Annotated in this window: 31 protein-coding genes; 15 read left to right on the top strand and 16 right to left on the bottom strand. The window is 72.8% G+C overall.

What is annotated here, in order from left to right:
* Window positions 1-37: 37 nt before the first annotated feature.
* Window positions 38-1,972 carry a fascin domain-containing protein gene (locus ABIB37_RS09275; RefSeq protein WP_354259565.1) on the bottom strand — a complete coding sequence of 645 codons (1,935 nt, stop codon included), beginning with the start codon at window positions 1,970-1,972 and terminating at the stop codon, window positions 38-40.
* Between the two features lie 12 nt (window positions 1,973-1,984).
* Between ABIB37_RS09275 and ABIB37_RS09280 the strand changes: the two genes are divergently transcribed.
* The 4 genes from ABIB37_RS09280 (at window position 1,985) to ABIB37_RS09295 (ending at window position 5,336) form a co-directional block, all read left to right on the top strand.
* The gene (locus ABIB37_RS09280) at window positions 1,985-2,590 is read left to right on the top strand and encodes a hypothetical protein (RefSeq protein WP_354259568.1); all 606 of its coding nucleotides are present in this window, start codon (window positions 1,985-1,987) and stop codon (window positions 2,588-2,590) included.
* A gap of 183 nt (window positions 2,591-2,773) precedes the next feature.
* A complete protein-coding gene (locus ABIB37_RS09285) occupies window positions 2,774-3,505 on the top strand; it encodes a helix-turn-helix transcriptional regulator (protein ID WP_354259571.1) in 732 nt (243 codons plus the stop codon).
* 54 nt (window positions 3,506-3,559) lie between these two features.
* Entirely contained in the window at window positions 3,560-4,006 is a 447-nt protein-coding gene (locus ABIB37_RS09290) for a GNAT family N-acetyltransferase (RefSeq protein ID WP_354259574.1), read from the top strand.
* Window positions 4,007-4,079: 73 nt separating this feature from the next.
* A complete protein-coding gene (locus ABIB37_RS09295) occupies window positions 4,080-5,336 on the top strand; it encodes a flavin monoamine oxidase family protein (RefSeq protein ID WP_354259577.1) in 1,257 nt (418 codons plus the stop codon).
* Between the two features lie 37 nt (window positions 5,337-5,373).
* On the opposite strand, the gene ABIB37_RS09300 is transcribed toward ABIB37_RS09295, so the two are convergent.
* Complete coding sequence (locus ABIB37_RS09300) at window positions 5,374-5,607, bottom strand: TraR/DksA family transcriptional regulator (protein WP_354259580.1); 234 nt, start codon at window positions 5,605-5,607, stop codon at window positions 5,374-5,376.
* A gap of 234 nt (window positions 5,608-5,841) precedes the next feature.
* On the opposite strand from ABIB37_RS09300, the gene ABIB37_RS09305 reads away from it, so the two are divergent.
* The gene (locus ABIB37_RS09305) at window positions 5,842-6,078 is read left to right on the top strand and encodes a hypothetical protein (protein ID WP_123695887.1); all 237 of its coding nucleotides are present in this window, start codon (window positions 5,842-5,844) and stop codon (window positions 6,076-6,078) included.
* A 22-nt stretch (window positions 6,079-6,100) separates the two neighbouring features.
* Here the strand turns inward: ABIB37_RS09305 and ABIB37_RS09310 are convergent, their stop codons facing one another.
* Window positions 6,101-6,343 carry a hypothetical protein gene (locus ABIB37_RS09310; protein WP_354259583.1) on the bottom strand — a complete coding sequence of 81 codons (243 nt, stop codon included), beginning with the start codon at window positions 6,341-6,343 and terminating at the stop codon, window positions 6,101-6,103.
* Window positions 6,344-6,498: 155 nt separating this feature from the next.
* Here ABIB37_RS09310 and ABIB37_RS09315 point away from each other — a divergent pair, with 155 nt between their 5' ends.
* Entirely contained in the window at window positions 6,499-8,163 is a 1,665-nt protein-coding gene (locus tag ABIB37_RS09315; RefSeq protein ID WP_354259586.1) for an ABC-F family ATP-binding cassette domain-containing protein, read from the top strand.
* Window positions 8,164-8,172: 9 nt separating this feature from the next.
* Here the strand turns inward: ABIB37_RS09315 and ABIB37_RS09320 are convergent, their stop codons facing one another.
* On the bottom strand, window positions 8,173-8,400 hold the full coding sequence (locus tag ABIB37_RS09320) for a hypothetical protein (RefSeq protein ID WP_354259589.1): 228 nt from the start codon (window positions 8,398-8,400) through the stop codon (window positions 8,173-8,175).
* A gap of 53 nt (window positions 8,401-8,453) precedes the next feature.
* Here ABIB37_RS09320 and ABIB37_RS09325 point away from each other — a divergent pair, with 53 nt between their 5' ends.
* On the top strand, window positions 8,454-8,768 hold the full coding sequence (locus tag ABIB37_RS09325; protein ID WP_354259592.1) for a hypothetical protein: 315 nt from the start codon (window positions 8,454-8,456) through the stop codon (window positions 8,766-8,768).
* A 63-nt stretch (window positions 8,769-8,831) separates the two neighbouring features.
* Here ABIB37_RS09325 and ABIB37_RS09330 read toward each other — a convergent pair whose 3' ends face one another.
* The 4 genes from ABIB37_RS09330 to ABIB37_RS09345 all read right to left on the bottom strand — a co-directional run bounded on the left by ABIB37_RS09330 (window position 8,832) and on the right by ABIB37_RS09345 (window position 12,671).
* Entirely contained in the window at window positions 8,832-9,281 is a 450-nt protein-coding gene (locus ABIB37_RS09330) for an Lrp/AsnC family transcriptional regulator (protein WP_354259594.1), read from the bottom strand.
* A complete protein-coding gene (locus tag ABIB37_RS09335; protein ID WP_354259597.1) occupies window positions 9,278-10,618 on the bottom strand; it encodes an aspartate aminotransferase family protein in 1,341 nt (446 codons plus the stop codon). Before ABIB37_RS09335 ends, ABIB37_RS09330 begins: the two co-directional genes overlap by 4 nt.
* Before the next feature lie 68 nt (window positions 10,619-10,686).
* Window positions 10,687-11,103, bottom strand: a complete 417-nt coding sequence (locus ABIB37_RS09340) for a universal stress protein (RefSeq protein ID WP_354259600.1) — start codon at window positions 11,101-11,103, stop codon at window positions 10,687-10,689.
* Window positions 11,100-12,671: an APC family permease gene (locus tag ABIB37_RS09345; protein WP_354259603.1), complete on the bottom strand. Its 1,572-nt coding sequence runs from the start codon at window positions 12,669-12,671 to the stop codon at window positions 11,100-11,102. Before ABIB37_RS09345 ends, ABIB37_RS09340 begins: the two co-directional genes overlap by 4 nt.
* Before the next feature lie 182 nt (window positions 12,672-12,853).
* Here ABIB37_RS09345 and ABIB37_RS09350 point away from each other — a divergent pair, with 182 nt between their 5' ends.
* The gene (locus tag ABIB37_RS09350) at window positions 12,854-14,092 is read left to right on the top strand and encodes a saccharopine dehydrogenase family protein (protein ID WP_354259606.1); all 1,239 of its coding nucleotides are present in this window, start codon (window positions 12,854-12,856) and stop codon (window positions 14,090-14,092) included.
* A gap of 22 nt (window positions 14,093-14,114) precedes the next feature.
* Here ABIB37_RS09350 and ABIB37_RS09355 read toward each other — a convergent pair whose 3' ends face one another.
* On the bottom strand, window positions 14,115-14,474 hold the full coding sequence (locus ABIB37_RS09355) for a nuclear transport factor 2 family protein (protein WP_354259609.1): 360 nt from the start codon (window positions 14,472-14,474) through the stop codon (window positions 14,115-14,117).
* Window positions 14,475-14,582: 108 nt separating this feature from the next.
* Between ABIB37_RS09355 and ABIB37_RS09360 the strand changes: the two genes are divergently transcribed.
* On the top strand, window positions 14,583-14,849 hold the full coding sequence (locus ABIB37_RS09360) for a DUF3072 domain-containing protein (protein ID WP_354259611.1): 267 nt from the start codon (window positions 14,583-14,585) through the stop codon (window positions 14,847-14,849).
* A 93-nt stretch (window positions 14,850-14,942) separates the two neighbouring features.
* On the opposite strand, the gene ABIB37_RS09365 is transcribed toward ABIB37_RS09360, so the two are convergent.
* The gene (locus ABIB37_RS09365; protein WP_354259613.1) at window positions 14,943-15,548 is read right to left on the bottom strand and encodes a dihydrofolate reductase family protein; all 606 of its coding nucleotides are present in this window, start codon (window positions 15,546-15,548) and stop codon (window positions 14,943-14,945) included.
* Window positions 15,549-15,614: 66 nt separating this feature from the next.
* Window positions 15,615-16,394, bottom strand: a complete 780-nt coding sequence (locus ABIB37_RS09370; RefSeq protein WP_354259616.1) for an alpha/beta fold hydrolase — start codon at window positions 16,392-16,394, stop codon at window positions 15,615-15,617.
* 46 nt (window positions 16,395-16,440) lie between these two features.
* Between ABIB37_RS09370 and ABIB37_RS09375 the strand changes: the two genes are divergently transcribed.
* Both ABIB37_RS09375 and ABIB37_RS09380 read left to right on the top strand, forming a co-directional pair.
* Window positions 16,441-18,207 carry a GNAT family N-acetyltransferase gene (locus ABIB37_RS09375; protein ID WP_354259619.1) on the top strand — a complete coding sequence of 589 codons (1,767 nt, stop codon included), beginning with the start codon at window positions 16,441-16,443 and terminating at the stop codon, window positions 18,205-18,207.
* A 42-nt stretch (window positions 18,208-18,249) separates the two neighbouring features.
* The gene (locus ABIB37_RS09380; protein ID WP_354259622.1) at window positions 18,250-19,440 is read left to right on the top strand and encodes an aminotransferase-like domain-containing protein; all 1,191 of its coding nucleotides are present in this window, start codon (window positions 18,250-18,252) and stop codon (window positions 19,438-19,440) included.
* A gap of 6 nt (window positions 19,441-19,446) precedes the next feature.
* On the opposite strand, the gene thpR is transcribed toward ABIB37_RS09380, so the two are convergent.
* The gene (thpR, locus tag ABIB37_RS09385) at window positions 19,447-19,995 is read right to left on the bottom strand and encodes an RNA 2',3'-cyclic phosphodiesterase (protein ID WP_354259625.1); all 549 of its coding nucleotides are present in this window, start codon (window positions 19,993-19,995) and stop codon (window positions 19,447-19,449) included.
* A 94-nt stretch (window positions 19,996-20,089) separates the two neighbouring features.
* Between thpR and ABIB37_RS09390 the strand changes: the two genes are divergently transcribed.
* Window positions 20,090-20,296 (top strand): hypervirulence associated TUDOR domain-containing protein, encoded by a 207-nt coding sequence (locus ABIB37_RS09390; protein ID WP_354259627.1) that lies wholly within the window; start codon window positions 20,090-20,092, stop codon window positions 20,294-20,296.
* A gap of 1 nt (window position 20,297) precedes the next feature.
* Complete coding sequence (locus ABIB37_RS09395) at window positions 20,298-20,753, top strand: YdeI/OmpD-associated family protein (RefSeq protein ID WP_354259630.1); 456 nt, start codon at window positions 20,298-20,300, stop codon at window positions 20,751-20,753.
* A 29-nt stretch (window positions 20,754-20,782) separates the two neighbouring features.
* On the opposite strand, the gene ABIB37_RS09400 is transcribed toward ABIB37_RS09395, so the two are convergent.
* A complete protein-coding gene (locus ABIB37_RS09400) occupies window positions 20,783-21,370 on the bottom strand; it encodes a GNAT family N-acetyltransferase (RefSeq protein WP_354259633.1) in 588 nt (195 codons plus the stop codon).
* Between the two features lie 106 nt (window positions 21,371-21,476).
* Here ABIB37_RS09400 and ABIB37_RS09405 point away from each other — a divergent pair, with 106 nt between their 5' ends.
* Window positions 21,477-22,193 carry a ZIP family metal transporter gene (locus tag ABIB37_RS09405; RefSeq protein WP_354259635.1) on the top strand — a complete coding sequence of 239 codons (717 nt, stop codon included), beginning with the start codon at window positions 21,477-21,479 and terminating at the stop codon, window positions 22,191-22,193.
* A 25-nt stretch (window positions 22,194-22,218) separates the two neighbouring features.
* Here ABIB37_RS09405 and ABIB37_RS09410 read toward each other — a convergent pair whose 3' ends face one another.
* The 3 genes from ABIB37_RS09410 to ABIB37_RS09420 all read right to left on the bottom strand — a co-directional run bounded on the left by ABIB37_RS09410 (window position 22,219) and on the right by ABIB37_RS09420 (window position 23,534).
* On the bottom strand, window positions 22,219-22,530 hold the full coding sequence (locus ABIB37_RS09410) for a biopolymer transporter Tol (protein WP_354259638.1): 312 nt from the start codon (window positions 22,528-22,530) through the stop codon (window positions 22,219-22,221).
* Window positions 22,531-22,536: 6 nt separating this feature from the next.
* Window positions 22,537-22,959: an Hsp20/alpha crystallin family protein gene (locus ABIB37_RS09415; protein WP_354259641.1), complete on the bottom strand. Its 423-nt coding sequence runs from the start codon at window positions 22,957-22,959 to the stop codon at window positions 22,537-22,539.
* Between the two features lie 77 nt (window positions 22,960-23,036).
* Window positions 23,037-23,534 (bottom strand): hypothetical protein, encoded by a 498-nt coding sequence (locus tag ABIB37_RS09420; protein ID WP_354259644.1) that lies wholly within the window; start codon window positions 23,532-23,534, stop codon window positions 23,037-23,039.
* A 98-nt stretch (window positions 23,535-23,632) separates the two neighbouring features.
* On the opposite strand from ABIB37_RS09420, the gene ABIB37_RS09425 reads away from it, so the two are divergent.
* Window positions 23,633-24,085, top strand: a complete 453-nt coding sequence (locus ABIB37_RS09425; RefSeq protein ID WP_354259646.1) for an SRPBCC family protein — start codon at window positions 23,633-23,635, stop codon at window positions 24,083-24,085.
* Window positions 24,086-24,095 lie beyond the last annotated feature (10 nt).

The raw sequence follows: 24,095 nt of genomic DNA on the forward strand, positions 1-24,095 counted from the left end.
GCGCCGCCTCAGCGCGCGCAGCTGATGCAGCCGCGGATCACAGCACGCACAGGCTGACGTGCCCCGCCGATTCGGCGTGGAAGCTCAGGTGGAAGCGCGAGGGGTCGCCGTTGCCCAGCGGCAGGACGATCTCGCCCTCGGTGAATGCAGCGCCCGGGTCGTTCCGCTTCGTCACCGCCGCGTGGTCGAACACGACGGGCCTCGCCAGCATGTTCGGAGGCACTGCCGGCGCAGCGGCAGAGACGACCGCAGGGCAGAGATGCAGGCCGATGCCCGGGTCCTCCGGATCATCCGCCCGGTCGAGCCACCGCTGCCAGTAGTCGCGGTCCTCCCGCACCCAGGAGATCACGAGCCCGGAGGATCGGACCTCGTCCAGGTCGGCACGGAACTGCCGGTTCTCGACCGTGTACCAGTCGAGCGGGTTGTGCGGGTCGAACAGCACCAGGGCGTCGCGCTGGTCCAGGAACGGGCGGATCACGAAGCAACCGCGATCGTCCGGGGTGAGGTACCGGGGGCGCACCCAGCCGAGCCTGATGCGGTCGTAGAGCGAGAGCATGACCGTGCTGTAGTTCGCATCGGCGTTGTCGAAGCTGCCGCCCTGCCCAGCGCCCGTCGACCCGCCCCAGACGTATCCGCGCTGTCGGTCGGCATCGGACCCAGTCCCGTTGCGGCCGCCCGTCTCCGCCGAGACGAACAGCCCGGCCGCGCTCTTCAGGCAGATGCTGTCGCCAGAGCGAATCGGACCGGTGCCGCCCTGCTTGATCACCTCGAAGGTCTCCCACGTGCTCATCGCCGCGCGGTTCGCGGTCACGACGTGGTCGCTGCCCAGCTCGGCGGTCATCCACGTGCCGCTGTCGCTGCGAAGGCCGATGGCAGCGCCGTGCGTGATCGTGCCGCCGCCGTTGCGCTGCACCGTGAACAGCCGCGTACGGTTGGCGGGCTCCGGCTCGACGTTGACGACGCGAGGTGGCGCATCGCTCACGGAGACGTAGCCGCCGTCGTGGGCGCGAAGCGTGACGACGTCGCCCGCAGCGACGGTGCCCGCGCCGCCCACCCGCTCGATCACGAACGGCTCCCAGTCGCCGACGAAGGCGCGGTTCGCGATCAGATCCCCCCGCAGGGGCTGGCGGCTGCCATAGCGGTCGCGCACGTCGAGCACCAAGTGCGAAGCCTCGTGGCACAGCACCGCGCTGGAGGCCTCATCCACATCCGTGGTGACGCCGACTCCCGCATCCCTGCCCTGGATGCGCAGTCCCGATGGCGTGCTCGCCGCACCGTCGTGCACCTGCCCGCCCACCCCGCCGGCCCTGATGTGCACGATCGCCGTACGGCCGCCGTCGATGACGCCGTCCACAGCGCGCGCGGCGAGCGGGATGCCGCTGGCCTCGGCAGCGCCGAGCAGCAGGTCATGCCCGAGCCGGTGCGGGTTCGCCGCCCCAGCAGGCACGGGAGGGACGAGGAACGGGCCGTGGATGCCGACATCCCGGATGCGGAAGCGGTCGGCGGACATCGTCCGCAGCCACGACGCGAGGCTCGGTGCTGGGCCGGTCAGTGCTCGGCGGATCTGCGCGCTGGTCGTCACGGGCTCGCCGGCGCGCTCGAAGAAGTGCAGCGTGAGGATGGAGCGGGGAGAGGCAACGGGCGACGGCAGTGGGTCGAACGGGCGGCCAGGAAGTGCGGTGCCGTCCGGCACCCATCCGAAGCCGATGGCCGCATGCTCCGCCAGCTCGATCGTGAACAGCGCGGAGCCGGCCGCCGTCGCACCGCGGGCGTTCAGGGTGCCGCTGCGCTCGGCGAGGAAGCCGGCGGTGTGCAGGGGCCTCAGGCTGACGCGCTGGAGATGCCGGATGGGGCGATCGCCCGGAGCCGTCAGCCGGAAGCGGGCTTCGATGCGGGCCTGATTGGCGCGGGCATCGACCTCGTCGCGGCCCGCCACCCGCACGTAGTCGCCGCTCCAGGTGCGCAGCGCCACGGTGTCGCCGGGATGGCATCGCGCACCCGTGCGCGTGAAGTTGATGAGGCTGAACGTCTCCCAGAGGCCCACGGCGTCGCGGTTGGCGGTGACCGCGCCGCCGCCGCCGCCCTCCGCGGTCACGTACCTCGCGCTCGACGAGCGGAGGCGCACGAGCTGCTGGCCCATGAGGGTGACGGTGAACGTCTCCCATGGTCCTCGTCGCGGTCGATTCGCCCCCACGGCGCCGCCCCCGTTGCCCTCGGCGACGACGAACCTGCCGTCGGCGGCGCGCAGGGCGACGGCGTCGCCAGACGCGACGACTCCTGCGCCCCCGACCCGCTCCACCGTGAACACCGACGCGGCAACGATCCCGTCCTGCGCGGCGGTGAGGCCGCCGCTGCTCGTCGCCGTCAGGAAGCCGCCGTCGTGCACCTGCAGCGCGACCGCGTCGCCGTGCCGGGGGAGCGCGTCCCGCCGCGAGCGGTTGAAGAGGCGGAACGTCTCCCACGGGCCGACGCCGCCCCGGTTCGCGAGGATCTCGCCCCCGCCGCCGCCCTCGGCGACCAGCTGGCTGCCGTCGCCCGCCGCGAATGCCACCAACAGCACCATCGCCGCCACCTCCGTGCGCAGCCGTGAGCGGCTGCTCTGCGCCCGCATCGCGCAGGTGCAAGCCCGATCCTGTTCGCGCGGACCGGCCCGCGGTAGTGTCGGACCCGCCACTTGACATCCCGCCACCTGCAGCTCGCGCGTCGCTCGGATCGCGGGGATCTCGATGCGGCGGCAGCAACGCACTCCTGGTCCGACCCGGGGAGGAACGCGATGTCCAGCACGACGGTCGCCACTGCCGTGATCGACCTCGCCCACGATCTCCGCTCGATCGACGATGCGGCGGAGTACGACCTGCATGCTCCGACGCTGCTCGCAGCACTGCTGCCGGCCGACGAGCTCATCTGGGCTCGGGTCGACTTCAACGCCGGCACCGCGACGGTGCGCGGTGCGTCGTCGGGTGACGAGGCGCGGGCGAGCGGGCTCGCGCGCTACGGCCAGACGCACCAGGGGGTGCGCAGCTTCGAGCGGTCACCCGATGACAGGAGTCCCCGACGGATGTCGGATGTCGCCACGCAGGCCGAGTGGCACGGCACCGCCCTGTACAACGAGCTCTACCGCCCGTTCGGCCACGCGTACCAGCTCGGCCTCCTCACGCACATGGGGATGCGAGGCGTCGGGAGCGGCTGGACCTTCACCCGCAGCTCTCAAGACTTCACCGACCGAGAGATGGAGATCGCGGGAAGGATCCTGCCGGTGCTGATCGCGCTGGAGGGCAGTCGCGCCGCGCTGTCCGAGCGCGCGTCGGTGACGATGAAGCCGCGCGAGCTCATCCTCCTCTCCCATCTCGCGGGCGGACTGACCGCGCGAGCGATCGGGTGGCGCATGGGGATCTCCGAGCGCACGGTTCGGAAGCACCTGGGCGCGCTGTACGTCACGCTCGAGTGCAACGACCGGCTCGTCGCCGTGCAGCGCGCGAGGGATCTCGGCTTGCTGCCTCGATAGGCGTCACCGAGGCGTCGCCGGGTCCGTGTCATCGGTCGGTCGTACCGTGTCGCCATGGCACTCCGACTCGTCGAGCTCACCGCAGAGAATCTGGGCGCCGCGGTGCGCCTGCCGCCCGCTGTCGGCGAGCCGGCGAACGTGGCACCGGTCGTCCACTCCATCGCCGAGGCGTACGTGTCTCCCGCGGCCTGGCCGAGGGTCGTCGTCGACGGCGACGAGGTCGTCGGCTTCGTCATGGCGAGCTGGGACCCGGCGAACGAGATCGCCGCGTTCCGCGCCGGGGTGTGGAGGCTGAACGTCGCGGCCGATGCACAGGGCAAGGGCGTCGGGCGCTTCGCCGTCGAGCAGGTCGCAGCGGAAGCACGACGACGAGGCATCGACCGCATCACCGTGCTGTGGGAGCCGGGGGAGGACGGGCCAGAGGGCTTCTACCGCCGGATCGGCTTCGAGCCCACCGGCGAGATCCTCTTCGGCGAGGTCGTCGGCGCGATGGCCGTCTGACCGCCTCGCCCCGTTCCGCGCGTCGGCACAGGTGCGCGGGGGAGACTGGCTGCGAGCAGTCGAGGGGAGCGCTGTGGACGCCGACGTGATCGTCATCGGGGCAGGTCTGGCCGGACTCCAGGCTGCCCGGCGGCTGCAGGCGCGAGGCATCGCCGTGACGGTGATCGAGGCATCGGATGCCGTGGGCGGACGGGTGCGCACCGACGTGGTCGACGGGTTCCGGATGGATCGCGGCTTCCAGGTGCTCAACCCCGCCTACCCGGCGGTCCAGCGGTGGGTCGACGTCCGAGCCCTCGAACTGCAGGAGTTCGGTGTCGGCGCCGTCGTGCGCACCGGCGCGACGACCCGCACGCTCGCGCATCCGCTGCGGCACCCGCAGCACGCCATCCGGACGCTCCGCAGCGGGCTCGTGCCCGCGCGCGATCTCATCGGGCTCGCTCGGTGGCTCGGTCCGACGCTCGCCCGAGCCCGGACCGCGTCGCGCGCGACGCACGACGCGACGCTGCGCGCATCCCTCGACGCCGCAGGCGTCACCGGCCGGCTGCGCCGCCACGTGCTCGACACGTTCCTCGCGGGCGTGCTCGCCGACAGCAGCGGCAGCGCATCGGCCAACTACGTGCGCCTGCTGCTGCGCTCCTTCGCGCTCGGCGTCCCCGGTCTGCCCCACGCCGGCATGCAGGCGCTGCCGGAGCAGCTCGCCGCAGCGCTCAGCCAGCCGGTGCGGCTGCGCACGCCCGCGCACGCCGTGCGCGAGACGGATGCCGGGGTGCAGGTCGACACCGACGACGGCTCCATGCGAGCCCGGACGGCGATCGTCGCGGTCGGGGCGCACGAACTCGCCGGCCTCGCTCCTGCTCCTGCGCCGCCGATGCACGGACTGACGACCTGGTGGTTCCGGGCGCCCGACAGCCCGCGCTCCGGTCGCTTCCTGCTGCTCGATGCGTCACGCCGTGAAGGAGGCCCGGCAGGGCCCATCTGGAACACGGCCGTCATCTCGGAGGTCGCACCGTCATACGCCCCCGCGGGCGCCCACCTCGTCCAGGCGACGACGCTCCTCGACCGCCCCGACGGTCTGGTCGGTGAGACGGAGGTGCGGCGGGACCTCGAGCGGCTGTACCGCACGTCGACCCACGGGTGGGAGGTGCTCGCGCACCACGTCGTGCGCCACGCGGTTCCCGCACAGCCGCCAGGGCCGATCGCGCGCGGCCCGCTTTGGACGGGACGGCGCGTGCTCGTCGCGGGCGATCACCGCGAGACAGCGTCGATCCAGGGAGCGCTCGTCTCGGGCGGTCGGTCCGCGGCATCCGTCGCACGCCGCCTCAGCGCGTGAGCGCTGGGGCCCGGCGAACGGACGCACGGGTGAGGCGTCAGGGCGCGCAGTCGATGCAGGTCGTCGCTTGCGGCCGCGCCTCGAGCCGCTCGGGCGCGATCGGCCGGCCGCAGACGCTGCAGATCCCGCCCTCGCCGCTCGCGATGCGCGCTGCCGCCTCGTCGATCGCCGTGAGCGCATCGAGCCGCGTCTGCCGCAGGCCCTCGAGCCGCGACCACTCCGACGAGAGCGAGACGCCGTCCGGGTCGTGCTCGTCGTCGTCGTGCTGCACCCCGCGCATTCCTCGGAGCTCTGCGAGCTGACGCTCCACCTCCGCGAGTCCATCGAGCGCCTCACGACGTCGAGCGGCGATGTCGTCAGCACGCGAGTCCGCCATCAGCGGTCCCTCCGATCGCATCCGGGCTGCGCGGCGCCACGCATGGGAATCATGCTGACACGGTAGCTCCCGCGCTTGCGGACGAGCGTCCAAGACGGCACGATGGAAGCCGAGACGACGAGGGGTTCGATGCGAGAGCGGTACGACCGGTTGGTCGCGGATGCCGCTCGCTATGTCGACAGTGAGCGCGACGAGGTCAACGAGCAGCACGTCGTGGCCGGGCTCTTCAGAGCCGCCCGCGACGTCGAGCGAGTCGAGGGCCATGACACCCGCCCCGTGATGCGAGTCGTGCTGGAGCGATTCGAGCTCGACTACTTCGGAGCGTCGCCCGCGCGCCCTGAGATCTACGGCACGAGCGCTCCCTAGCGATCAGCGGGATGGCGTTCGGCTAGATCGCGCGCTCCCAGACGCCGTCCAGCAGCATCAGCACGATCCTGCCGCCGTCCTCGCTGCGCCGAGCGAGCGTGATGTAGGTCAGGGTCTTGCTGGTGACGATGCGCTCCGTCTCGACCCCGGTGCGAGCGAGCCACGCGCCGAGCCCCGCGGCGTCGGGTGCGCACGCGTTCAGCTCGTCGACGATGGTGGCGGCGTGGTCCTCGGAGAATCCGACATGCGCAGGGGAGGGCTCCATGACCTGACCGTAGCCCCGAGCGCGACGAACGCCTAGGGAACGGTCGCGGACGGCCGGTATCGGCGCGCACCGCCTCCACCGCGCGCGCTTCGGGCGCCCGAGGACCGATCGCGCCGCCGTGCGCCGCGTGCGCGACGGGCTGAGAGGATGGGCGGATGACCGCAACGCTCGTCGCTCAGGGCCTCGCCGGCGGATACGGCCATCGCACGCTGTTCGACTCGCTCGACCTCACCGTCGCCCCGGGCGACGTCGTCGGCGTCGTCGGCGCGAACGGGGCCGGCAAGTCGACGCTGCTGCGACTGCTCGCGGGCATCGACGAGCCGCAGGCAGGCACGGTCGCGCTCGCGCCCGCCGATGCCTTCGTCGGCTGGCTGCCGCAGGAGCACGAGCGCGTCGTCGGCGAGACGGTCACCGACTACATCGGGCGGCGCACCGGATGCGCGCAGGCGACCGCCGACATGGACGCGGCGGCCGCTGCCCTCGGCGACCCGTCGCTCGCACCCGCGGGTGTCGACTCGGCGGACGCCTACTCCGCCGCGCTCGACCGCTGGCTCGCGAGCGGCGCCGCCGACCTCGACGAGCGGCTGCCGATCGTGCTCGCCGACCTCGGCCTCGAGCTGCACGGCGCGTCGATCGAGGAGGCGCTCATGACGTCGCTGTCGGGCGGCCAGGCCGCGCGCGTCGGCCTCGCCGCGCTGCTGCTGTCGCGCTTCGACATCGTGCTGCTCGACGAGCCGACGAACGACCTCGACCTCGACGGCCTCGAGCGGCTCGAGGAGTTCGTGCGCGGGCTCCGCGGCGGTGTGGTGCTCGTGAGCCACGACCGCGAGTTCCTCGCGCGCTGCGTGACCCGGGTGCTCGAGCTCGACCTCGCGCAGAGCTCGAACCGCATCTACGGCGGCGGCTACGACGCCTACCTGGAGGAGCGCGCGACCATCCGCCGCCATGCGCGCGAGCAGTACGACGAGTTCGCCGAGAAGAAGGCCGACCTCGTGTCGCGCGCGAGGACGCAGCGGGAGTGGTCGAGCCAGGGCGTGCGCAACGCGATGAAGAAGGCGCCCGACAACGACAAGATCCGCCGCAAGGCGTCGACGGAGTCGAGCGAGAAGCAGGCGCAGAAGGTGCGGCAGATGGAGAGCCGGATCGCGCGCCTCGAGGAGGTCGAGGAGCCGCGCAAGGAGTGGCAGCTCGAGTTCACGATCGGGGCGGCGCCGAGGTCGAGCTCGGTCGTGTCGACGCTCAGCGGCGCCGTGCTCCGGCAGGGATCGTTCACGCTCGGGCCGGTGTCGCTCCAGGTGAACGCGGGGGAGCGCATCGGCATCACCGGGCAGAACGGCGCCGGGAAGTCGACGCTGCTGCGGGCGCTCCTCGGCCAGCAGTCGCCCGACGAGGGCTCGGCGAGCCTGGGCGCGAGCGTGCGGATCGGCGAGATCGACCAGGCCCGCTCGCTGCTCGCGGGCTCGCAGCCGCTGGCGGTGGCGTTCGAGGCGCTCATCCCCGAGCTCGCCTCGGGGGAGGTGCGCACGCTGCTCGCGAAGTTCGGGCTGCGTGCGGATCACGTCGGCCGCCCGGTCGACGAGCTCTCGCCCGGTGAGCGCACGCGCGCGGGGCTCGCGCTGCTGCAGGCGCGCGGCGTCAACCTGCTCGTGCTCGACGAGCCCACGAACCACCTCGACCTGCCGGCGATCGAGCAGCTCGAGCAGGCGCTCGAGACGTACGACGGCACGCTGCTGCTCGTGACGCATGACCGGCGGATGCTCGAGACGGTACGCACGGACCGGCACTGGCGCGTCGAGGCCGGGCAGGTCACCGAGCGCTGACGCCGCTGCTCAGCCCCAGACCTGGATGATCACGGTCAGGATGACGCAGACGACGATGGGCAGGACCGTGAGGCGTCGGACGAACGCGATCTGCTCGCGCTCGCCGCGCACGTGGCTGAAGCGGTACTGCCAGCTCCAGAAGAGCCGCCAGTTCGATCGCGGGAACAGCTGCGCCCAGAGGCAGAAGGCGAGCACGAAGCCGATCGCGACCTGCGCGACGACGAGACGGGTGTCCATGGCTCGAGCGTAGGGTCCACGCGGCGGGGCGAGTCAGGAGTAGCGTCCCCGGCATGAGCGAGCAGGGATCGGTCGTGCGCATGTGGACGGGCGTCATCCGGACGAGCGATCGCGAGGCGTATGTCGACTACGTGCGCCGGACGGGCATGGAGGGCTACCGCGAGACGACGGGCAACCTCGAAGCGTGGATCCTCACGCGCGACCTCGGCGACGGGCGCACGGAGATCTCGACGGTCTCGCGCTGGACGTCGCTCGCGGCGATCGAGGCGTTCGCGGGCGACGATCCCGAGCTGGCGGTCTACTACCCGGAGGACGACGCGTATCTGCTCGAGCGCGACGAGCGCGTGCGGCACTTCCGCGTGGAGTGAGCGGCGACGCCCCTCGAGGCTGCGCTGCCGCGGCATCCGAGAGCAGCCGCGCTGGAGTGGGCGCTACCGCACGCCCCACGCGTAGCTCTGCTGCTGCAGCTTCAGGTACATCAGCGTGTCGGTCTCGCGCACGCCGTCGATCGAGCGGATGCGCTGCGACACGAGCTCGAGCAGGTGCGCGTCGCTCTCGCAGACGACCTCGGCGAGCACGTCGTAGGAGCCGGCCGTGATGACGACGTAGTCGACCTCGGCCAGCGCCGACACCGCTTCGGCGACCGGCTCGAGCTCGCCGGAGACGCGGATGCCGATCATCGCCTGGCGCGCGAAGCCGAGCTGCATCGGGTCGGTGACGGCCACGATCTGCATGACCCCGGCATCCGTCAGCCGCTTCACGCGCTTCCGCACCGCGGTCTCGCTGAGGCCGACCGTCTCGGCGATCGCCGCGTAGGGCGCGCGCCCGTCGCGCTGGAGCTCGGCGATGATCGCCTTGTCCTGCGCGTCGGGGAGGCTCACAGCCGCGACCCCGCCTCGGAGAGCACGCCCCGCAGGATCTGTCCGATCTCGTCGAAGTGCGACTGGTCGCAGATGAGCGGGGGCGACAGCTGGATGACGGGGTCGCCCCGGTCGTCGGCGCGGCAGTAGAGGCCCGCCTCGAAGAGCGCGCCGGAGAGGTAGCCGCGCAGCAGCCGCTCGCTCTCGTCGTCGTCGAACGTCTCGCGGGTGCCCTTGTCCTTCACGAGCTCGATCCCGTAGAAGTAGCCGTCGCCGCGCACGTCACCGACGATCGGCAGGTCGAGCAGCCCCTCGAGCGTGGCCCGGAAGGCGCCCTCGTTGGCCCGCACGTGCTCGAGCACGCCCTCGCGCTCGAAGATCTCGAGGTTCGGGAGCCCGACGGCGGTCGCCACCGGGTGGCCGCCGAAGGTGTAGCCGTGCGCGAACATCGCGCCGGGCTGGGCGAAGGGCTCGAACAGCCGCTCGCTCGCGATCATCGCGCCGAGCGGCGCATAGCCAGAGGTGAGGCCCTTCGCGCACGTGATGATGTCGGGCTGGTAGCCGTACCGCTCGGCGCCGAACATCGTGCCGAGCCTCCCGAACGCGCAGATGACCTCGTCCGAGACGAGCAGCACGTCGTACTCGTCGCAGATCTCGCGCACCCGCTGGAAGTACCCGGGCGGGGGAGGGAAGCATCCGCCGGCGTTCTGCACGGGCTCGAGGAAGACGGCCGCGACGGTCTCAGGCCCCTCCTGCTCGATCGCGACCGCGATCTGGTCGGCGGCCCAGCGGCCGAACGCCTCCGGGTCGTCGGCGTGGATCGGCGCGCGGTACTGGTTCGTGTTCGGCACGCGGAACGTCGAGGGCACGAGCGGCTCGAACTGCGCCTTGAGCGGTGGCAGCCCGGTGATCGACAGCGCACCGTGCGTGGTGCCGTGGTACGCGATCGCCCGGCTGATGACCTTGTGCTTCATCGGCCGGCCGGTGAGCTTGAAGTAGTTCTTCGCGAGCTTCCACGCGCTCTCGACTGCCTCGCTGCCGCCGCTCGTGAAGAACACGCGGTCGAGGTCGCCGGGGGCGAGGGACGCCAGCTTGTCGGCGAGCTCGATCGCGCTCGGATGCGCGTACGACCAGAGCGGGAAGAACGCGAGCGTCGACGCCTGCTGCGCCGCGACCGCCGCGAGGTCCTCCCGCCCGTGCCCGAGCTGGTTGACGAACAGCCCGGCGAGGCCGTCCAGGTACCGCTTGCCGCGGTCGTCCCAGATGTAGGCGCCCTCACCCCGCACGATGACCGGCGCCGCGTCGGCGTTGGCCATGCGGGTGAAGTGCATCCACAGGTGGTCGGCGGGGGCGGGCATGGGACTCCTTCGTCGGTGGTGGTCGTTCGGTGCGCTCGGATGCGGACGCGCGGATGCGTCGGCGGCCGTCAGGTCGGCAGCGGCACGCAGAGCACGGGTCGGCGGCTCAGGTGCAGCAGCTTGTGCGGGGTCGAGCCGAGGATGGCGCCGCGGATGGGGCTCTCGCCCCACGTGCCGACGACGATGAGGCGGGCATCGTGACGCTCCGCCTGCTCGAGCAGCGCATCGACGGGCCGCGCCGATACGAGCTCGGTGACGGCATCCACACCGGCGGCTGCGGCGGCGTCGAGCGCGTGGCCCACGGCCTCGCGCCCCCACTGCTGCAGCATCGCCTCGTGCGTGCGCCGCTCCTCGCCGACGCCGCCGGGCGGCTCGGTGCCGTAGACGATGACGAGCTGCTCGCCGTAGCGGCTCGCGACGTCGATCGCGATCGTCAGCGCGGCCTTGGCGCCGGGCGACTCGTCGTAGCCCAGGAGGACGCTCATGGCTTCGTCTCCCCGCTTCCCGCCGTGCCGCTCCCGACCGCGCCGCGGCCCACGGAACCGGTGCCGACCGATGTCGTGTCGATGCGCACGATCGGCTGCTCGGCGGTGCTCGGGCGCTCCTCCCAGTACCGGCGGTCGCGGAAGTACCAGATGATCATCAGCACGACGCCGGTGGCGAAGATGCCGATGCCGATCACGAGGGGCGGGCCCACGCCGAACCAGGGGGTCTCGGTGTAGGCGTTCTCGGGGTTGCCGTAGTCGATGATCGCCGAGATGAGCAGCCAGATGAGCAGCAGCGAGCCGAGCACGGGGCCCACGCCGATGAGCACGAAGCTCTTCACGCTCTTCGTCAGCCGCTTGCGGAAGTAGATGGCGCAGGCGATGCCCGTGAGCGCGTAGTAGAAGGCGATGAGCAGGCCGAGGGCGGTGAGCGTGTCCCACAGCGCGGTCTCGCTCAGCAGGCCCACCACGAGGTAGTACGCGCTCGCGATGCCGGCGACCCACCAGGTGGAGACGTCGGGCGTGCGGAAGCGCGGGTGGATGTGGCCGAACATCTTCGGCAGCGCGCCGCGTCGGGCCATGCTGAGCCCGGTGCGCGACGCGGGGATGATCGTGGTCTGCGTCGACGCGATGGCCGAGGTGGCGACCGACAGCATCACGACCCAGGCCCACGGGCCCATCGTGTCGGCGGCGAGCACCTGGAAGATCGCGTCCTCCTCGTCGGCGGTCTCGGCCAGGAAGGCGTCGCCCGCGAGGGCGACGACCGCGATGGTCACCGACAGGTAGGTGACGAGCAGCACGATGGTCGACCAGATGGCGGCCTTGCCGGGCGACTGCGACGAGTTCGTCGTCTCCTCGGTCAGGTTGACCGCCGACTCCCAGCCCCAGTAGGCGAAGACGCCGAGCAGCAGGCCCGCCGTCACCCCTTCCCAGCCGCCGCCGAACGGGTTCAGCCACTCCCACGACGGGGTGATCGAGTCGAACGCGGAGGTGTTCGAGAAGACCTGCGTGAGCGCGACGACCGCGAAGACGAGCAGCGAGACGATCTGGAACACGATGAGCACGTTCTGCAGCCGGGCCGAGATCTCGGTGCCCCAGACGCAGATCGCGGTCATCACGATGATGAGCAGCACGGTGAGCACGCGGATGGCCACCGGGTCGTACGCGAGGTCCTCCAGCCCGACCGTCAGCAGCGAGTAGCGCACGCCGACCTCGGCGAGCGAGCCGACGATGAGCACGCCGGTCATCGCGATCGCCCAGCCGCCGATCCAGCCGAACCACGGCCCCATCGCGCGCGTCACCCACGAGAAGGTGGTGCCGCAGTCCTGGTCGACCGTGTTGAGGTAGTAGAACGCCGAGGCGATCAGCAGCATCGGGATGAAGCTCGCGAGCATGATGCCAGGCGCGTGCACGCCCGTGTACAGCACCAGGCCGCCGATGATGGCGGCGATCGTGTAGGCCGGCGATGTCGAGGCGAGCCCGATGACGAGGGCGTCGAAGAAGCCGATGGCGTTCGGCTTGAGCTTGGCAGGACCCCCGGTGGCGGGGGTGGTGCGGTGATCGGTCACGACTGCTCCCTTGTGCGCAGTTCGGCGGATCCGGTGCTTCACCCCGGGTGTGGGTGCTGCATCCGTCCTCCTTGACGGCAGACACTACTGAATCCGTCGCGGTTCTACTAGAGTCTCGCTCGATCAGCGTCGTGTCGCCGTGCGGGAGCCGCACGGCAGGGCGCTGGCACGAGAGGAGCGTCATGCGGATCCTGCTGGTGGGAGCCGGAGGTGTCGGAGGAGCGTTCGCCGCGATCGCGGCCCGTCGGGACTTCTTCGAGAGCATCGTGATCGCCGACTACGACGAGGCACGCGCACGCAAGGCGGCAGCGGTAGATCCCCGGTTCTCCTCGGCGCAGGTCGACGCGTCGAGTCCGGATTCCGTCGCGGCGCTCTGCCGCGAGCACCGCATCACGCACGTCATGAACGCGGTCGACCCGCGCTTCGTGATGCCCATCTTCGACGGCGCGCTCGCGGCCGGGGCCGACTACCTCGACATGGCGATGAGCCTCTCGAAGCGGCACCCCGACGAGCCCTACGCGAAGGTCGGGCTCAAGCTCGGCGACGAGCAGTTCGGCAAGGCCGAGCAGTGGGAGTCGGCGGGCAGGCTCGCGCTCGTCGGGATGGGTGTCGAGCCCGGGCTCTCCGACGTGCTCGCCCGCTACGCCGCCGACGAGCTCTTCAGCAGCATCACCGAGCTCGGCACGCGCGACGGCGCGAACCTCGCGGTGCACGACGACGACGGCAACGAGATCTTCGCGCCGTCGTTCTCGATCTGGACCACGATCGAGGAGTGCCTCAACCCGCCCGTGATCTGGGAGCGCTCGCGAGCCGAGACGGACGGCGGCTGGTACACGACCGCGCCGTTCAGCGAGCCGGAGGTGTTCGACTTCCCCGAGGGGATCGGCCCGGTCGAGTGCGTCAACGTCGAGCACGAGGAGGTGCTCCTCATGCCGCGCTGGCTCGACTGCGAGCGGGTCACCTTCAAGTACGGGCTCGGGTCGGAGTTCATCGGCGTGCTGCAGACGCTGCACACGCTCGGCCTCGACCGCACCGAGAAGGTGCGCGTCGGCGGGGTCGAGGTCTCACCCCGTGACGTCGTGGCGGCGTGCCTGCCGGACCCGGCATCCATCGGTCCGGTGATGACGGGCAAGACCTGCGCCGGCGTGTGGGTGCGCGGCACCGGCAAGGACGGTCAGCCGCGGTCGACCTACCTCTACCACGTGGTCGACAACGCCTGGTCGATGGAGGAGTACGGCCACCAGTGCGTGGTGTGGCAGACGGCGATCAACCCGGTGATCGCGCTCGAGCTGCTCGCGACCGGCGTGTGGTCGGGCGCGGGCGTGCTGGGTCCGGAGGCGATGCCGCCGAAGCCCTTCCTCGACCTGCTGGGGGAGTACGGCAGCCCGTGGGGGCAGATGGAGGTCGCGCCGATGGCGTGAGCCGGCGCCGCCGGTCAGCCGATCAGTCGTCCCCGGCATCGGGCGGGGTCATGAACCACTCGACGAAGCGCTGCGCCCGGCCGTCGTCCGCGAGGTGGACCTCCCAGAGGTTCACGTAGGACGCGTGGTCGGGGTAGACGACGGTGCCCGTGATGATCGCGAGCCGCTCGTCCTCGATGAGCACGCGCAGGTCGTGCTGCGGGTTCGGCGACTCCGGTTCGCCCCACATCCGGACGATCGCGTCGATCCCGCGCACGGGCTCGGGATCGTCGGGGCGGAATCGGTACTCGGCGTCGTCGGTGAAGATGGCGCGCACGTCCGCCGGATCCTTCGACGCCCAGGCGCGGATGTAGCCGTCGAGCCAGCGCTGTCCGGTCGTCATGGTGCGTTCCTACCGCAGCGCGCCGCGGCGCGGAAGGGGCGTCCGCGCGCACAGGTGCCCGTCGGTGCTCGGGAGTAGCGTGAGGCCCCCGATCCGCAGGAGGCGACCATGACCGACGTGACCCCGCAGGCACAGCCCGACGAGCAGCCCGACACCCAGGGCGAGACGATCGGCGCGACCGGCGACGCGCAGGACTCGACGCTCGAGAAGGACCCGGCCGACTGGGTGAGCGGCGATGACCCGATGACCGCCGCGCAGCGCTCCTACCTCGACACGCTCGCGAAGCAGGCCGGTGAGGAGCTGCCCGCCGACCTCTCGAAGGCGGAGGCGTCGCAGCACATCGATCGCCTGCGCACCGACACCGGCCAGGGCTGACGCGAGCGCGGGGCGGCGGCGGCGTCAGCTCGCCGGCCGACCCCGTCGCTCGACCCGGCCCATCGCTCGACCCGGTCTACTGCTCGACCCGGCCTATCGTTCGATCCGATAGGTGACGTGCGTGACGAGCGAGGCGGTGCGCGAGGCGACCGGCCGCAGCTCGACCGGCCCGGAGGCGGCGAACAGCCGCTCGCCGGCGCCCAGCACGATCGGCGCGATGTGCAGCCGCAGCTCGTCGAGGAGCCCCGCGGCGAGGAACTGGTCGATCGTGCTCGCGCCGCCCGCCACCGAGACGCTGCGGTCTCCGGCCGCCTCGCGGGCTCGCGCCATCGCCGCCTCGGGGCCGTCTGTCACGAAGTGGAAGGTGGTGCCGCCCTCCATCTCGATGGGCTCGTGCGGGTGGTGGGTGAGCACGAAGACGGGTGCGCGGTAGGGCGGCTCCTCGCCCCACCAGCCGCGCCAGGGCTCGTCCCACTCGCCGCGCACCGGTCCGAACATGTTTCGGCCCATGATGTAGGCGCCGTGGCCGAGGATCGCCGCGATCTCGGCGGCGTTCTCCTCCTCGGTCTCGAACATCCACCGGTGCAGCGATTCGGCGCCGCGCCCGAGCGGCTCCTCCAGCGTCTGGCCGGGGCCGGCGACGAAGCCGTCGGCTGAGATACCCACGTCGCACGAGACCGTGCCCGCCGCATCGCCCATCCGTGCCTCCTCGCTCCCTCGCATCATGGCGGTCCGGCGGGCGCACGTCGATGGGGGATGCGCTCGCTACGGCTGGCGCGCGACGTCCTCCAGCAGCACCTGCGGCCAGCTGGCGACATCGGCAGGCGTCGACGCCACCCGCAGCGTGGCATCGGGCAGCAGCTGCACGAGCCGCTCGGCGGTCGAGAGCGGATGGGCGGGGTCGTCGGTCCACGCGAGGATCGAGGTCGGCATCCCGAGGGTCGCGAGCGACTCGGGGTCCGGGAGGTCGCTGAGCGCCGCGCCCCGCAGCACAGAGGGGAGCAGCGCCTCCGCCACCTCCGGCTCGGTCGGCGGTGCGCCGGCGTTCGCGGGCGGCGGTGCCGCGCCCTGCTCGGCGGCGACGAACCGCGCGAGCCCGTGCTGCTCGACGAAGGCGGCGGCCCGGCGGTACTCGTCCGCGCGCGGGACGCGCGTCTCCCAGGCGGTCGCCGGCACCATGAGCGTCAGCCCGCTGAACCGATCCGGTTCGCGCACCGCGGCGTGCAGCAGCGTCGCCGTGCCCATCGACGGCCCGACGCCGTGCACGCGCTCGCCGGGGAACCACGCGTCCAGGAGGCGCAGCAGGTCGTCGGCGAGCACCGACCAGCGGTAGTCGTCGGGCACGGCGCGACCGGTCGAGCGACCGTGGCCGCGCGCGTCGTAGCGCAGCAGCCGCGTGCCGCTGAGCCCGCGACCGAGGTCGAGCTGCAGCACCCGGTCGCGGCGGCGGCTCGAGGTCAGGCCATGCAGCTGCACCACCGGTCGACCGCCCTCGTCGCTCAGCTCGACGTCGAGCTCGGCGCCTGGAACGGTGAAGGTCGGCACGGCGGCTCCTGGGTCGCAGACAGCAGGGGCTCCGTAGGCTACCGGCATGCGGCTGACCAACGTGGCGCACCTGCGGCTGCCCTTCGGTCGGCTGCTCGGCTTCGACGTGGCCGCGACGCCGACCGACGTCGAGCTGCCCGTGTCGTTCGACCAGCGCCGCCACGTCGGCGCCGGCGAGCGCGCGGGCTCCTGGATGGCGCTCTCCTTCCGGATGCGCGAGCCGGTCGCGCTCGACGACCTCGCGGCCGCCTGGATGGCCGTCATCGCGCGGCACGCCACCCTGCGGACGGCGTTCACGCCGGGCGACGACGGACCCCGCCTGCACGAGGTCGACGTGCGCCCGCGCGGGTGGGTCGAGCATCCGATCGCGCCGGGGCAGGCCGTGAACGACGCGCTGCGCGAGGTGCTCGACGACGCATGCTCGCCGTATCGCGCCCCGTCGCATCGGCTCTGCGTGCTCGAGACCGCCGAGGGGCCGACGGTGGTGCTCGCGGCCGACCACGCGCACGTCGACATGTGGTCGATGCTCGTGCTGGCGCGCGACCTGCTCGCGGCCCTCGGCGAGGTTCGCGAGGGGCGCGCGCCGATGCTGCCGCCGGCGCCGGCCTTCGCCGACCACACGCGCGAGCTCCGGCAGCGCGACGCTGCCCCGGAGGCGCTGCGCCGGCGCTGGGCGGAGGTGCTGGAGGCGAGCGGCGGCGTGATGCCGCGGTTCCCGCTGCCGCTCGGCACGGCGGAGTCGCCGGAGTCGGAGCGGGTCGAGGTGCGCGACGTGCTCGACGTCGATGACAGCGCCGCGTTCTCGGCGCAGGCCCGCGATGGCGGCGTCTCGACGCTCGCGCTCGTGGTCGCGGCGATGACGGCGGTGACGCACGAGCTGGCCGGCACGCCGCTGCGCGCCGTCTTCCCCGTGCACAGCCGCTACGACGAGCGGTGGCACGACGCCGCGGGCTGGTTCATCACCAACTCGGTGCTCGAGTCGGCGGATGCGGATGCGCGCGCGAGCGCGGCGGCCGTCAAGGAGGCGGTGCAGCTCGGCTCGTGGCCGCTCGAGGACGTGCTGCGGCCGTGGGGCGGCATGCCCGAGGCCCCGGGCATGTTCGCGATCTCGTGGCTCGACCTGCGGCGGCTGCCGGTGCGCATCGACGCGGCCGGGCTGCAGGCGCAGTACGTGGGCGCATCCATCCGCACCGACGGCGTGATGCTGTGGTTCATCCTCGACGAGGCGGGTCTCCACCTGCGCTGCCGCTATCCGGACACGGCGGAGGCGCGGGCGAGCGTCGGCGCGTGGCTCGACGCGCTCGTCGCCCGGCTGCGCTCCGAGGCGCGCACCTCGGTCGGCGGGCGGCTGACGATCGGCAGCCGCCGCTTCCGGGTGCGCAGAGCCGCGCGCGACGACGTGCCGGCGCTCGTGGCGCTGCTGTCCGACGACGAGCTGGGGCGCGAGCGCGAGGTCGCGGAGCTCGCGGGCTACGAGTCGGCCTTCGATGCCGTCACCCGTGACTCGACCCACTACCTCGCCGTGGTCGTCGACGAGGCCGAACGGGTCGTCGGCACGATGCAGCTCTCGATCATCCCCGGGCTCTCGCGCGGCGGCAGCACCCGGCTGCAGATCGAGGGCGTGCGGGTCGCCGCGCACGAGCGCTCGAGCGGCCTCGGGTCGGCGATGCTCGAGTGGGCGCACGAGCACGGGCGCGCTCGCGGCGCGGCACTCGCGCAGCTCACGACCGACCGCGCGCGCGAGCGGGCGCGCGCCTTCTATGCCCGGCTCGGGTACGGCGACAGCCACGTCGGGCTCAAGCGGCCGCTGTGAGGCACCGGCATGACGATCGACGATCGATGAGGAGCACCCCGGATGGTCCGTGACCCGCGCATCGCCGTGAGCCGGCTGCTCGAGCAGCTGCCGGAGCGGCAGGGCTTCGGCGACGCCACGCTCATCCAGCACCGCCTCGGCAGCATCGACCTCGGCGGTGGCAACCCCGACGTCGGGGCGCTGCCCACGGCGCTCTACCGCGACGCGGCCCGCGAGCTGACCGAGAGCGAGGCCTTCGCCGCATCGCTCCGCTACGTGCCCGCGCCCGGCATCCCGGCGCTGCGCGCGTGGATCGCCGAGCGCGAGGGCGTCGACGTCGAGCGCGTGATCGTCACGACCGGCGGCGCGCACGGGCTGGCGCTCGCGGTGCTCGGCACGCTCGACGCCGGTGACGAGATCGTGGTCGACGACCCGGTGTACCCGCTCTTCCTGCGCACGCTCGACCTGGTCGGCGCGCATCCGGTGCCCATCCGCGTCGACGCGCGCGGCATCGACGTCGACGAGCTCGAGCGGCGGCTGCTCGCGGGCCTGCGGCCCAAGGCGCTCTTCACCGTGCCGACCTTCCAGAACCCCTCGGGCGGCACGCTGCCCGACGACCGCGCCCGTCGCCTCGCCGAGCTCGCCGACCGCTTCGGGTTCACGATCATCTTCGACGACCCCTATCGCGAGGTCGGGTTCGAGCCCGGCGCGGTCGACGTGCGGTCGAGGCAGCTCGACTCCGACCGCGTCATCGCCGTCAACACCTTCTCGAAGACGCTCGGCCCCGCGCTCCGGGTCGGCTGGATCGTGGTGCCCCAGGCGCTCGCCGAGCGGTTCGTGCGGCTGCGCAACCGCCTCGACGGCCTCACGAGCGGCACGCTGCAGGAGCTCGTGCTGCGCATCGTGCAGCGGCAGGAGTACCCGGCGGCGCTCGCGGCCGCGGGCGTCGGCTACGGGCGCAAGGCACGAGCGCTGCAGCAGGCGCTCGAGTCGCGCTTCGGCGACGCGATCGAGATCACGGAGCCGAGCGGCGGCTTCTTCCTGTGGGCGCGGCTGCGCGGCGATGCCGACTTCGCGCGCCTGCACGCGCTCGCGCAGGACGAGGGCGTCTTCTTCCAGCGCGGCGAGTGGTTCGCCGTCGACGACGACGCGCACCTGCGCGGCACCATGCGGCTGTCGTTCAGCGAGCAGCCGGCGGAGGCGCTCGTCGAGGGCGTCGAGCGCCTGCACCGCGCGTGGCGGCGGCTCGGCTGAGCGCGCTCATCCGTCGAGCGGCAGCACCGACACCTCGACGTGGCGGGGCCGGCCGCGGCCCTGCAGCTGCGACTCGATGAGCGACACCTCGTCGACGGTCCACGTGCGCGAGCCGTAGCCGTCGAGCACGCGCAGCCACCGCACGGCGCTGCGCTGCCGCGGCGGCCGGGCGAGCGTGACGTGCGGCACGAAGCGCTGCCCGTCGGGGGAGGCGCCCACCGCGTTGGCGGCGCCCCGCACGCGCAGCGCGAGGTGCTCGAGCTCGGCGTGCCCGCGGTCGACCCCGAGCCACAGGACCGCCGGTCGGTCGGGATGCGGGAAGGCGCCGGCGCCCGCCAGCCGGCACGGGAACGCGGGCAGGTCGGCGACCGCGGCGCGCAGGCGCTCGTCGAGCGGCTCGAGGATGCGCTCCGGCACGTCGGGCAGGAACGCGAGCGTCAGGTGCAGGCGGTCGGCCGGCGTCCACCGCAGCCCCTCGCGAGGCTCGAGGAACGCGGCGAGGTCCTCGCGCACGTCGTCGGGCGGTACGACCGCCACGAACATCCGCCGACCCATGGAGGGACCCTACGCCTGGGCACGGCACAGCGGCCCGGCGTACAGTGCGACGCACGCACGCACGGCGATGACGACGAGGAGCGAGGAGCGGCGCATGGGATTCCGCAAGGGCGACGAGGTCAGCTGGAACACGAGCCAGGGCGAGACGCACGGCACGGTGCAGGAGCGGAGGGTCGAGGACTTCCGGTTCGACGGCCAGCAGTTCCGCGCCTCCGGCGACGAGCCCTACTACATCGTCGAGTCGGCGAAGAGCGGCGCCAAGGCGGCGCACAAGGAGTCCGCCCTCACGAAGCGGTCCTGACGTGGGGGAGCTGCGCATCCGCACCACGATCGAGCGACGCGGCCCGGCCGCGGCGATCGTCCTCGACGACGAGCAGGTCGCGTCGCTGGGCGGCGCGAAGAACGCACCCGTGACCCTGACGATCGGCGAGGCGACCGTGCGCACGCGCATCGGCACGATGGCAGGGGAGCACCTGCTCGGCCTGTCGAAGGAGCGGCGCGAGGCGCTCGGCGTCGAGGCCGGCGACGAGGTCGATGCGGTGATCGCCCTCGACGAGGCCGAGCGCGCGATCGAGCTGCCGCCGGAGCTCGATGCCGCCCTCGCGCAGGACCCCGCGGCGAAGGCGGCGTTCGACGCTCTCGCGCCCTCGCGGCGCAAGGAGCTCGCGCGCGGCATCGGTGAGGCGAAGGCGGCAGAGACCCGCGAGCGCAGGCTCGCGAAGGCGCTCGACGAGCTGCGCCGCATCGCCGCGGGCTGAGCGCCGCGCCGACGGGCAGCTGCCCGCGGTCATCCCGTCGCGAGCTGCTTGCGCATCACCACGCGCGGGAAGCCGCCGGAGACCGCGTCGGTCGTCGCGGCGAGCGTGAAGCCGGCGCGCTCGAAGAGCCGCCGGGTGCCGACGTAGGCCATGGTGAGGTCGACGCGCTCGCCCGCGTTGTCGACCGGATACCCCTCGACCGCGGGCGCGCCCTTCGACGCGGCGTAGTCGACGGCGCCCGCGAGGAGCGCGTGCGAGACGCCCTCGCCGCGGTGCCCGGGACGCACGCGGATGCACCAGATCGACCAGACCGGCTGGTCGTCGACGTGCGGGATCCGCGTGGAGCGCTCGAACGGCAGCCCGGCGCGCGGCGCGACCGCGGCCCATCCGACCACCTCGTCGCCGTCGTACGCGAGCACGCCGGGCGCCACGCGCTCGCGCGTGAGCGCCTCCATGTGCGCGCCACGCTCGGGGCCGCGCAGCGCGAGGTTCGTCTTCGCGTCGATGCGGTGGCTGAGGCACCAGCAGACGGATGCGTCGGCCCGCTTCGGTCCGATGACGAGCGAGAGGTCGTCGAAGCGCGCGTGCGTCGCCGGGTGGATCGAGAGCTCGGCCATGGCGCCTCCTCGTCGTCGGCTCGCTGCCCACCACCATGGCACCCGGGCGGCGGCGGGCATAGCCTGCCGGGATGGTGATCCACGCGCGAACCGGGCGGCGCTGACCGTGCTCGAGGCGCTGCTCTGGGGAGCGATCGCGTCGTCGTCGCTCGTGCTCGGCGCGGGGCTCGCGATGGCGCGGCGCTGGTCGGATGCGGTCGTGGGCATCGTGCTCGCCTTCGGGGCGGGCGCGCTCATCGCCGGCGTCGCATTCGAGCTCGCCGAGGCAGGCGTCGCCGAGGGCGGCGCGCTCGCCGTCGGCATCGGCCTGGCGGCCGGCGCGCTGGCCTACTTCTTCGCGGACCGGGCGGTCGAGGCGAGGTCCGGCCGTCGCGGCTCCGGCGCCGCCGGTGCTGCCGGGATGCCGCTCGCGGTCGGGGCGCTGCTCGACGGCGTGCCGGAGCAGGCGGTGCTCGGCATCGGCCTCGCCACCGGCGACGGCGTGAGCGTCGCGCTGCTCGTCGCGGTGTTCGTCTCGAACCTGCCCGAGTCGGTCGGAGCGTCGGCCGACATGCTGGGCGCCGGCCGCTCGCGCCGCTTCGTGCTGCTGCTCTGGCTCGGCGTCGGCGCGATCTGCACGCTCGCGTCCGTCGGCGGCCGCGCGATCGCCGAGGTGGCGCCGCCGGCCCTCACGGGGGTCGTCGACGGCTTCGCCGCCGGCGCGCTGCTCGTCATGCTCGTCGACGCGATGATCCCGGAGGCGCGCGCGAAGGCCCGCGACCTCGCGGGACTCGCGACCGTCGTCGGCTTCGCCGTCGCCGCAGGGCTGTCGCTGCTGTCCTGAGCGGCCGTCCGCGGCCGGCGGGCGATCAGCGCGTCGGCGGTGCCAGCTCGTCGAGGCGCCGCAGCCGGTCGCTGGCCCTGGCGGCGCGATCGGCCTCCGAGAGGTCCCACCAGGCGTCGCCCCGCTCGCCGAGCCCCTCCTTCGCGAGCTGCACGCGGTCACGCGCGGCGTCGCGGTCGTCATCGTTCTCGGCGAGGCGCACGGCGGACCGGGCGCGGCCGAGGTGCGAGCGCAGTCGCGCTGCGGCATCGGCGGGCAGCGACGGGTCCTCGGCGCGCCAGCGCCTGCCGTCGACGACGATCCAGCGGCCGTCGTCGGTGCGGGTGGTCTCGCGCATCCGCGCCTAGCGCCGCTCGATCGGGATGTGCCGGGGCTTCGCGGGCACCGGGTCGAGCGCGACGCGCACCGTCAGCATGCCGTCCTCGTACGACGCGGCGATGTCGTCGTCGCGCGAGCCGATCGGCAGGCGGATGGCGCGGGCCAGTGCGCCGTAGCGGAACTCCGACCGCTGCGGCTCCCGGCGGTCGGGGTGGCGCTCGGCGTGGATCGTCAGCACGCCGTGCTCGACCTTGACGTCGATGTCGCGCGCGGGGTCGAGGCCCGGCAGCTCGGCATGGATGACGAAGGCGCCGTCCTCGACGACCTCCTCGACGCGGATGCCCGGGAGCGGGCCCTTGCCGTCCCAGCCGCCCAGCAGCGCGAAGGCGTCGAACCACTCGGTGAACGGCGGGAAGATCGGGTACTTGCGCGAAGCCTCAGCAGCCATGTCGAGCTCCCTCCGTGGGGTCCGTCCGTGCCCCATGTCTACTCCGCTTCGGAGGGCGACTCAATCGGCTGAGCGCATCAGCGGATGCAGTACATCGCTCCGAGTCCGGCCGCTGCCCACGCTGAGACGAGCTCGCGCAGCTCGACGAGGTGGCTCGAGGCGTAGGTGGGGCTGCCCTTCCAGCTGCTGTCAGAGGAAGGGTCCGCGACCCAGCGCTCGAGCGCATCGATGTCGATGAGGGCGAGGTCGCGCGCGACGAGCGGCAGGTAGGCGGACGGCACGACGCCGAAGTACGGGTGGTGGCCTCCCGGTCCGTCGCGGACCGAGCCTCGGAGGAGCAGCCCCGCAGGTCTGACTGGCAGCGCTTCGCCTGGGCAGCAACCGGCCAGCATGCCGGTCGGTCGCTCGGCGGGTGCGAGGAGATAGCGCTGCAGGTCATGCCACGCCTTGTCGAGTCCGGCATGCCAGCCGTCCTTGGTCTCCCGGTCAAGCGCGTTCGACGCCGTCATCGGATCTGCCAGCACGTCACCGATCGCGGCGTCCGGCATCGGCCATGCGTAGTAGCGGATTCCCATGGGCGAGAGGATGCACGGGTCGATGGCAACGAGGTGCGTTCGACCGCGCGACCTGTGGACACCCGCTCGCCGCGGCGCACGGATGCTTGGATGGCGGCATGAGCGATACCGACGAGTCCCGAGTCGTGCACGCGAGCCGCGTCATCGCGGCCCCCGCCGACGTCATCTTCGAGCACATCGCCGACCCGGCGAAGCAGCCGGCGTGGGACGGCAACGACAACCTCGCCGAGGCGGCCGAGGGGCAGCGCGTGCGCGGCACGGGCGACGTGTTCTCGATGACGCTCACCGGCGACGGCGCCGTGCGCGAGAACCACGTCGTGGAGTTCGAGGAGGGCAGGCGCATCGCGTGGATGCCCGCGGAGCAGGGCACGCCGCCCATCGGCCACCTGTGGCGCTGGGAGCTCGAGCCGGAGGGCGCCGGCACGAGGGTGACGCACACGTACGACTGGACCGAGCTGCACGACGAGCGGCGCCTCGGGCGCGCGCGCCGCACGCTGCCCGCCAACCTGCTCGCGTCGATCGATCGCCTCGCGGACCTGCTGGAAGGCTGACGGACTTCTC

Source organism: Agrococcus sp. UYP10 (assembly GCF_040547205.1).
Lineage (GTDB): Bacteria > Actinomycetota > Actinomycetes > Actinomycetales > Microbacteriaceae > Agrococcus > Agrococcus jenensis.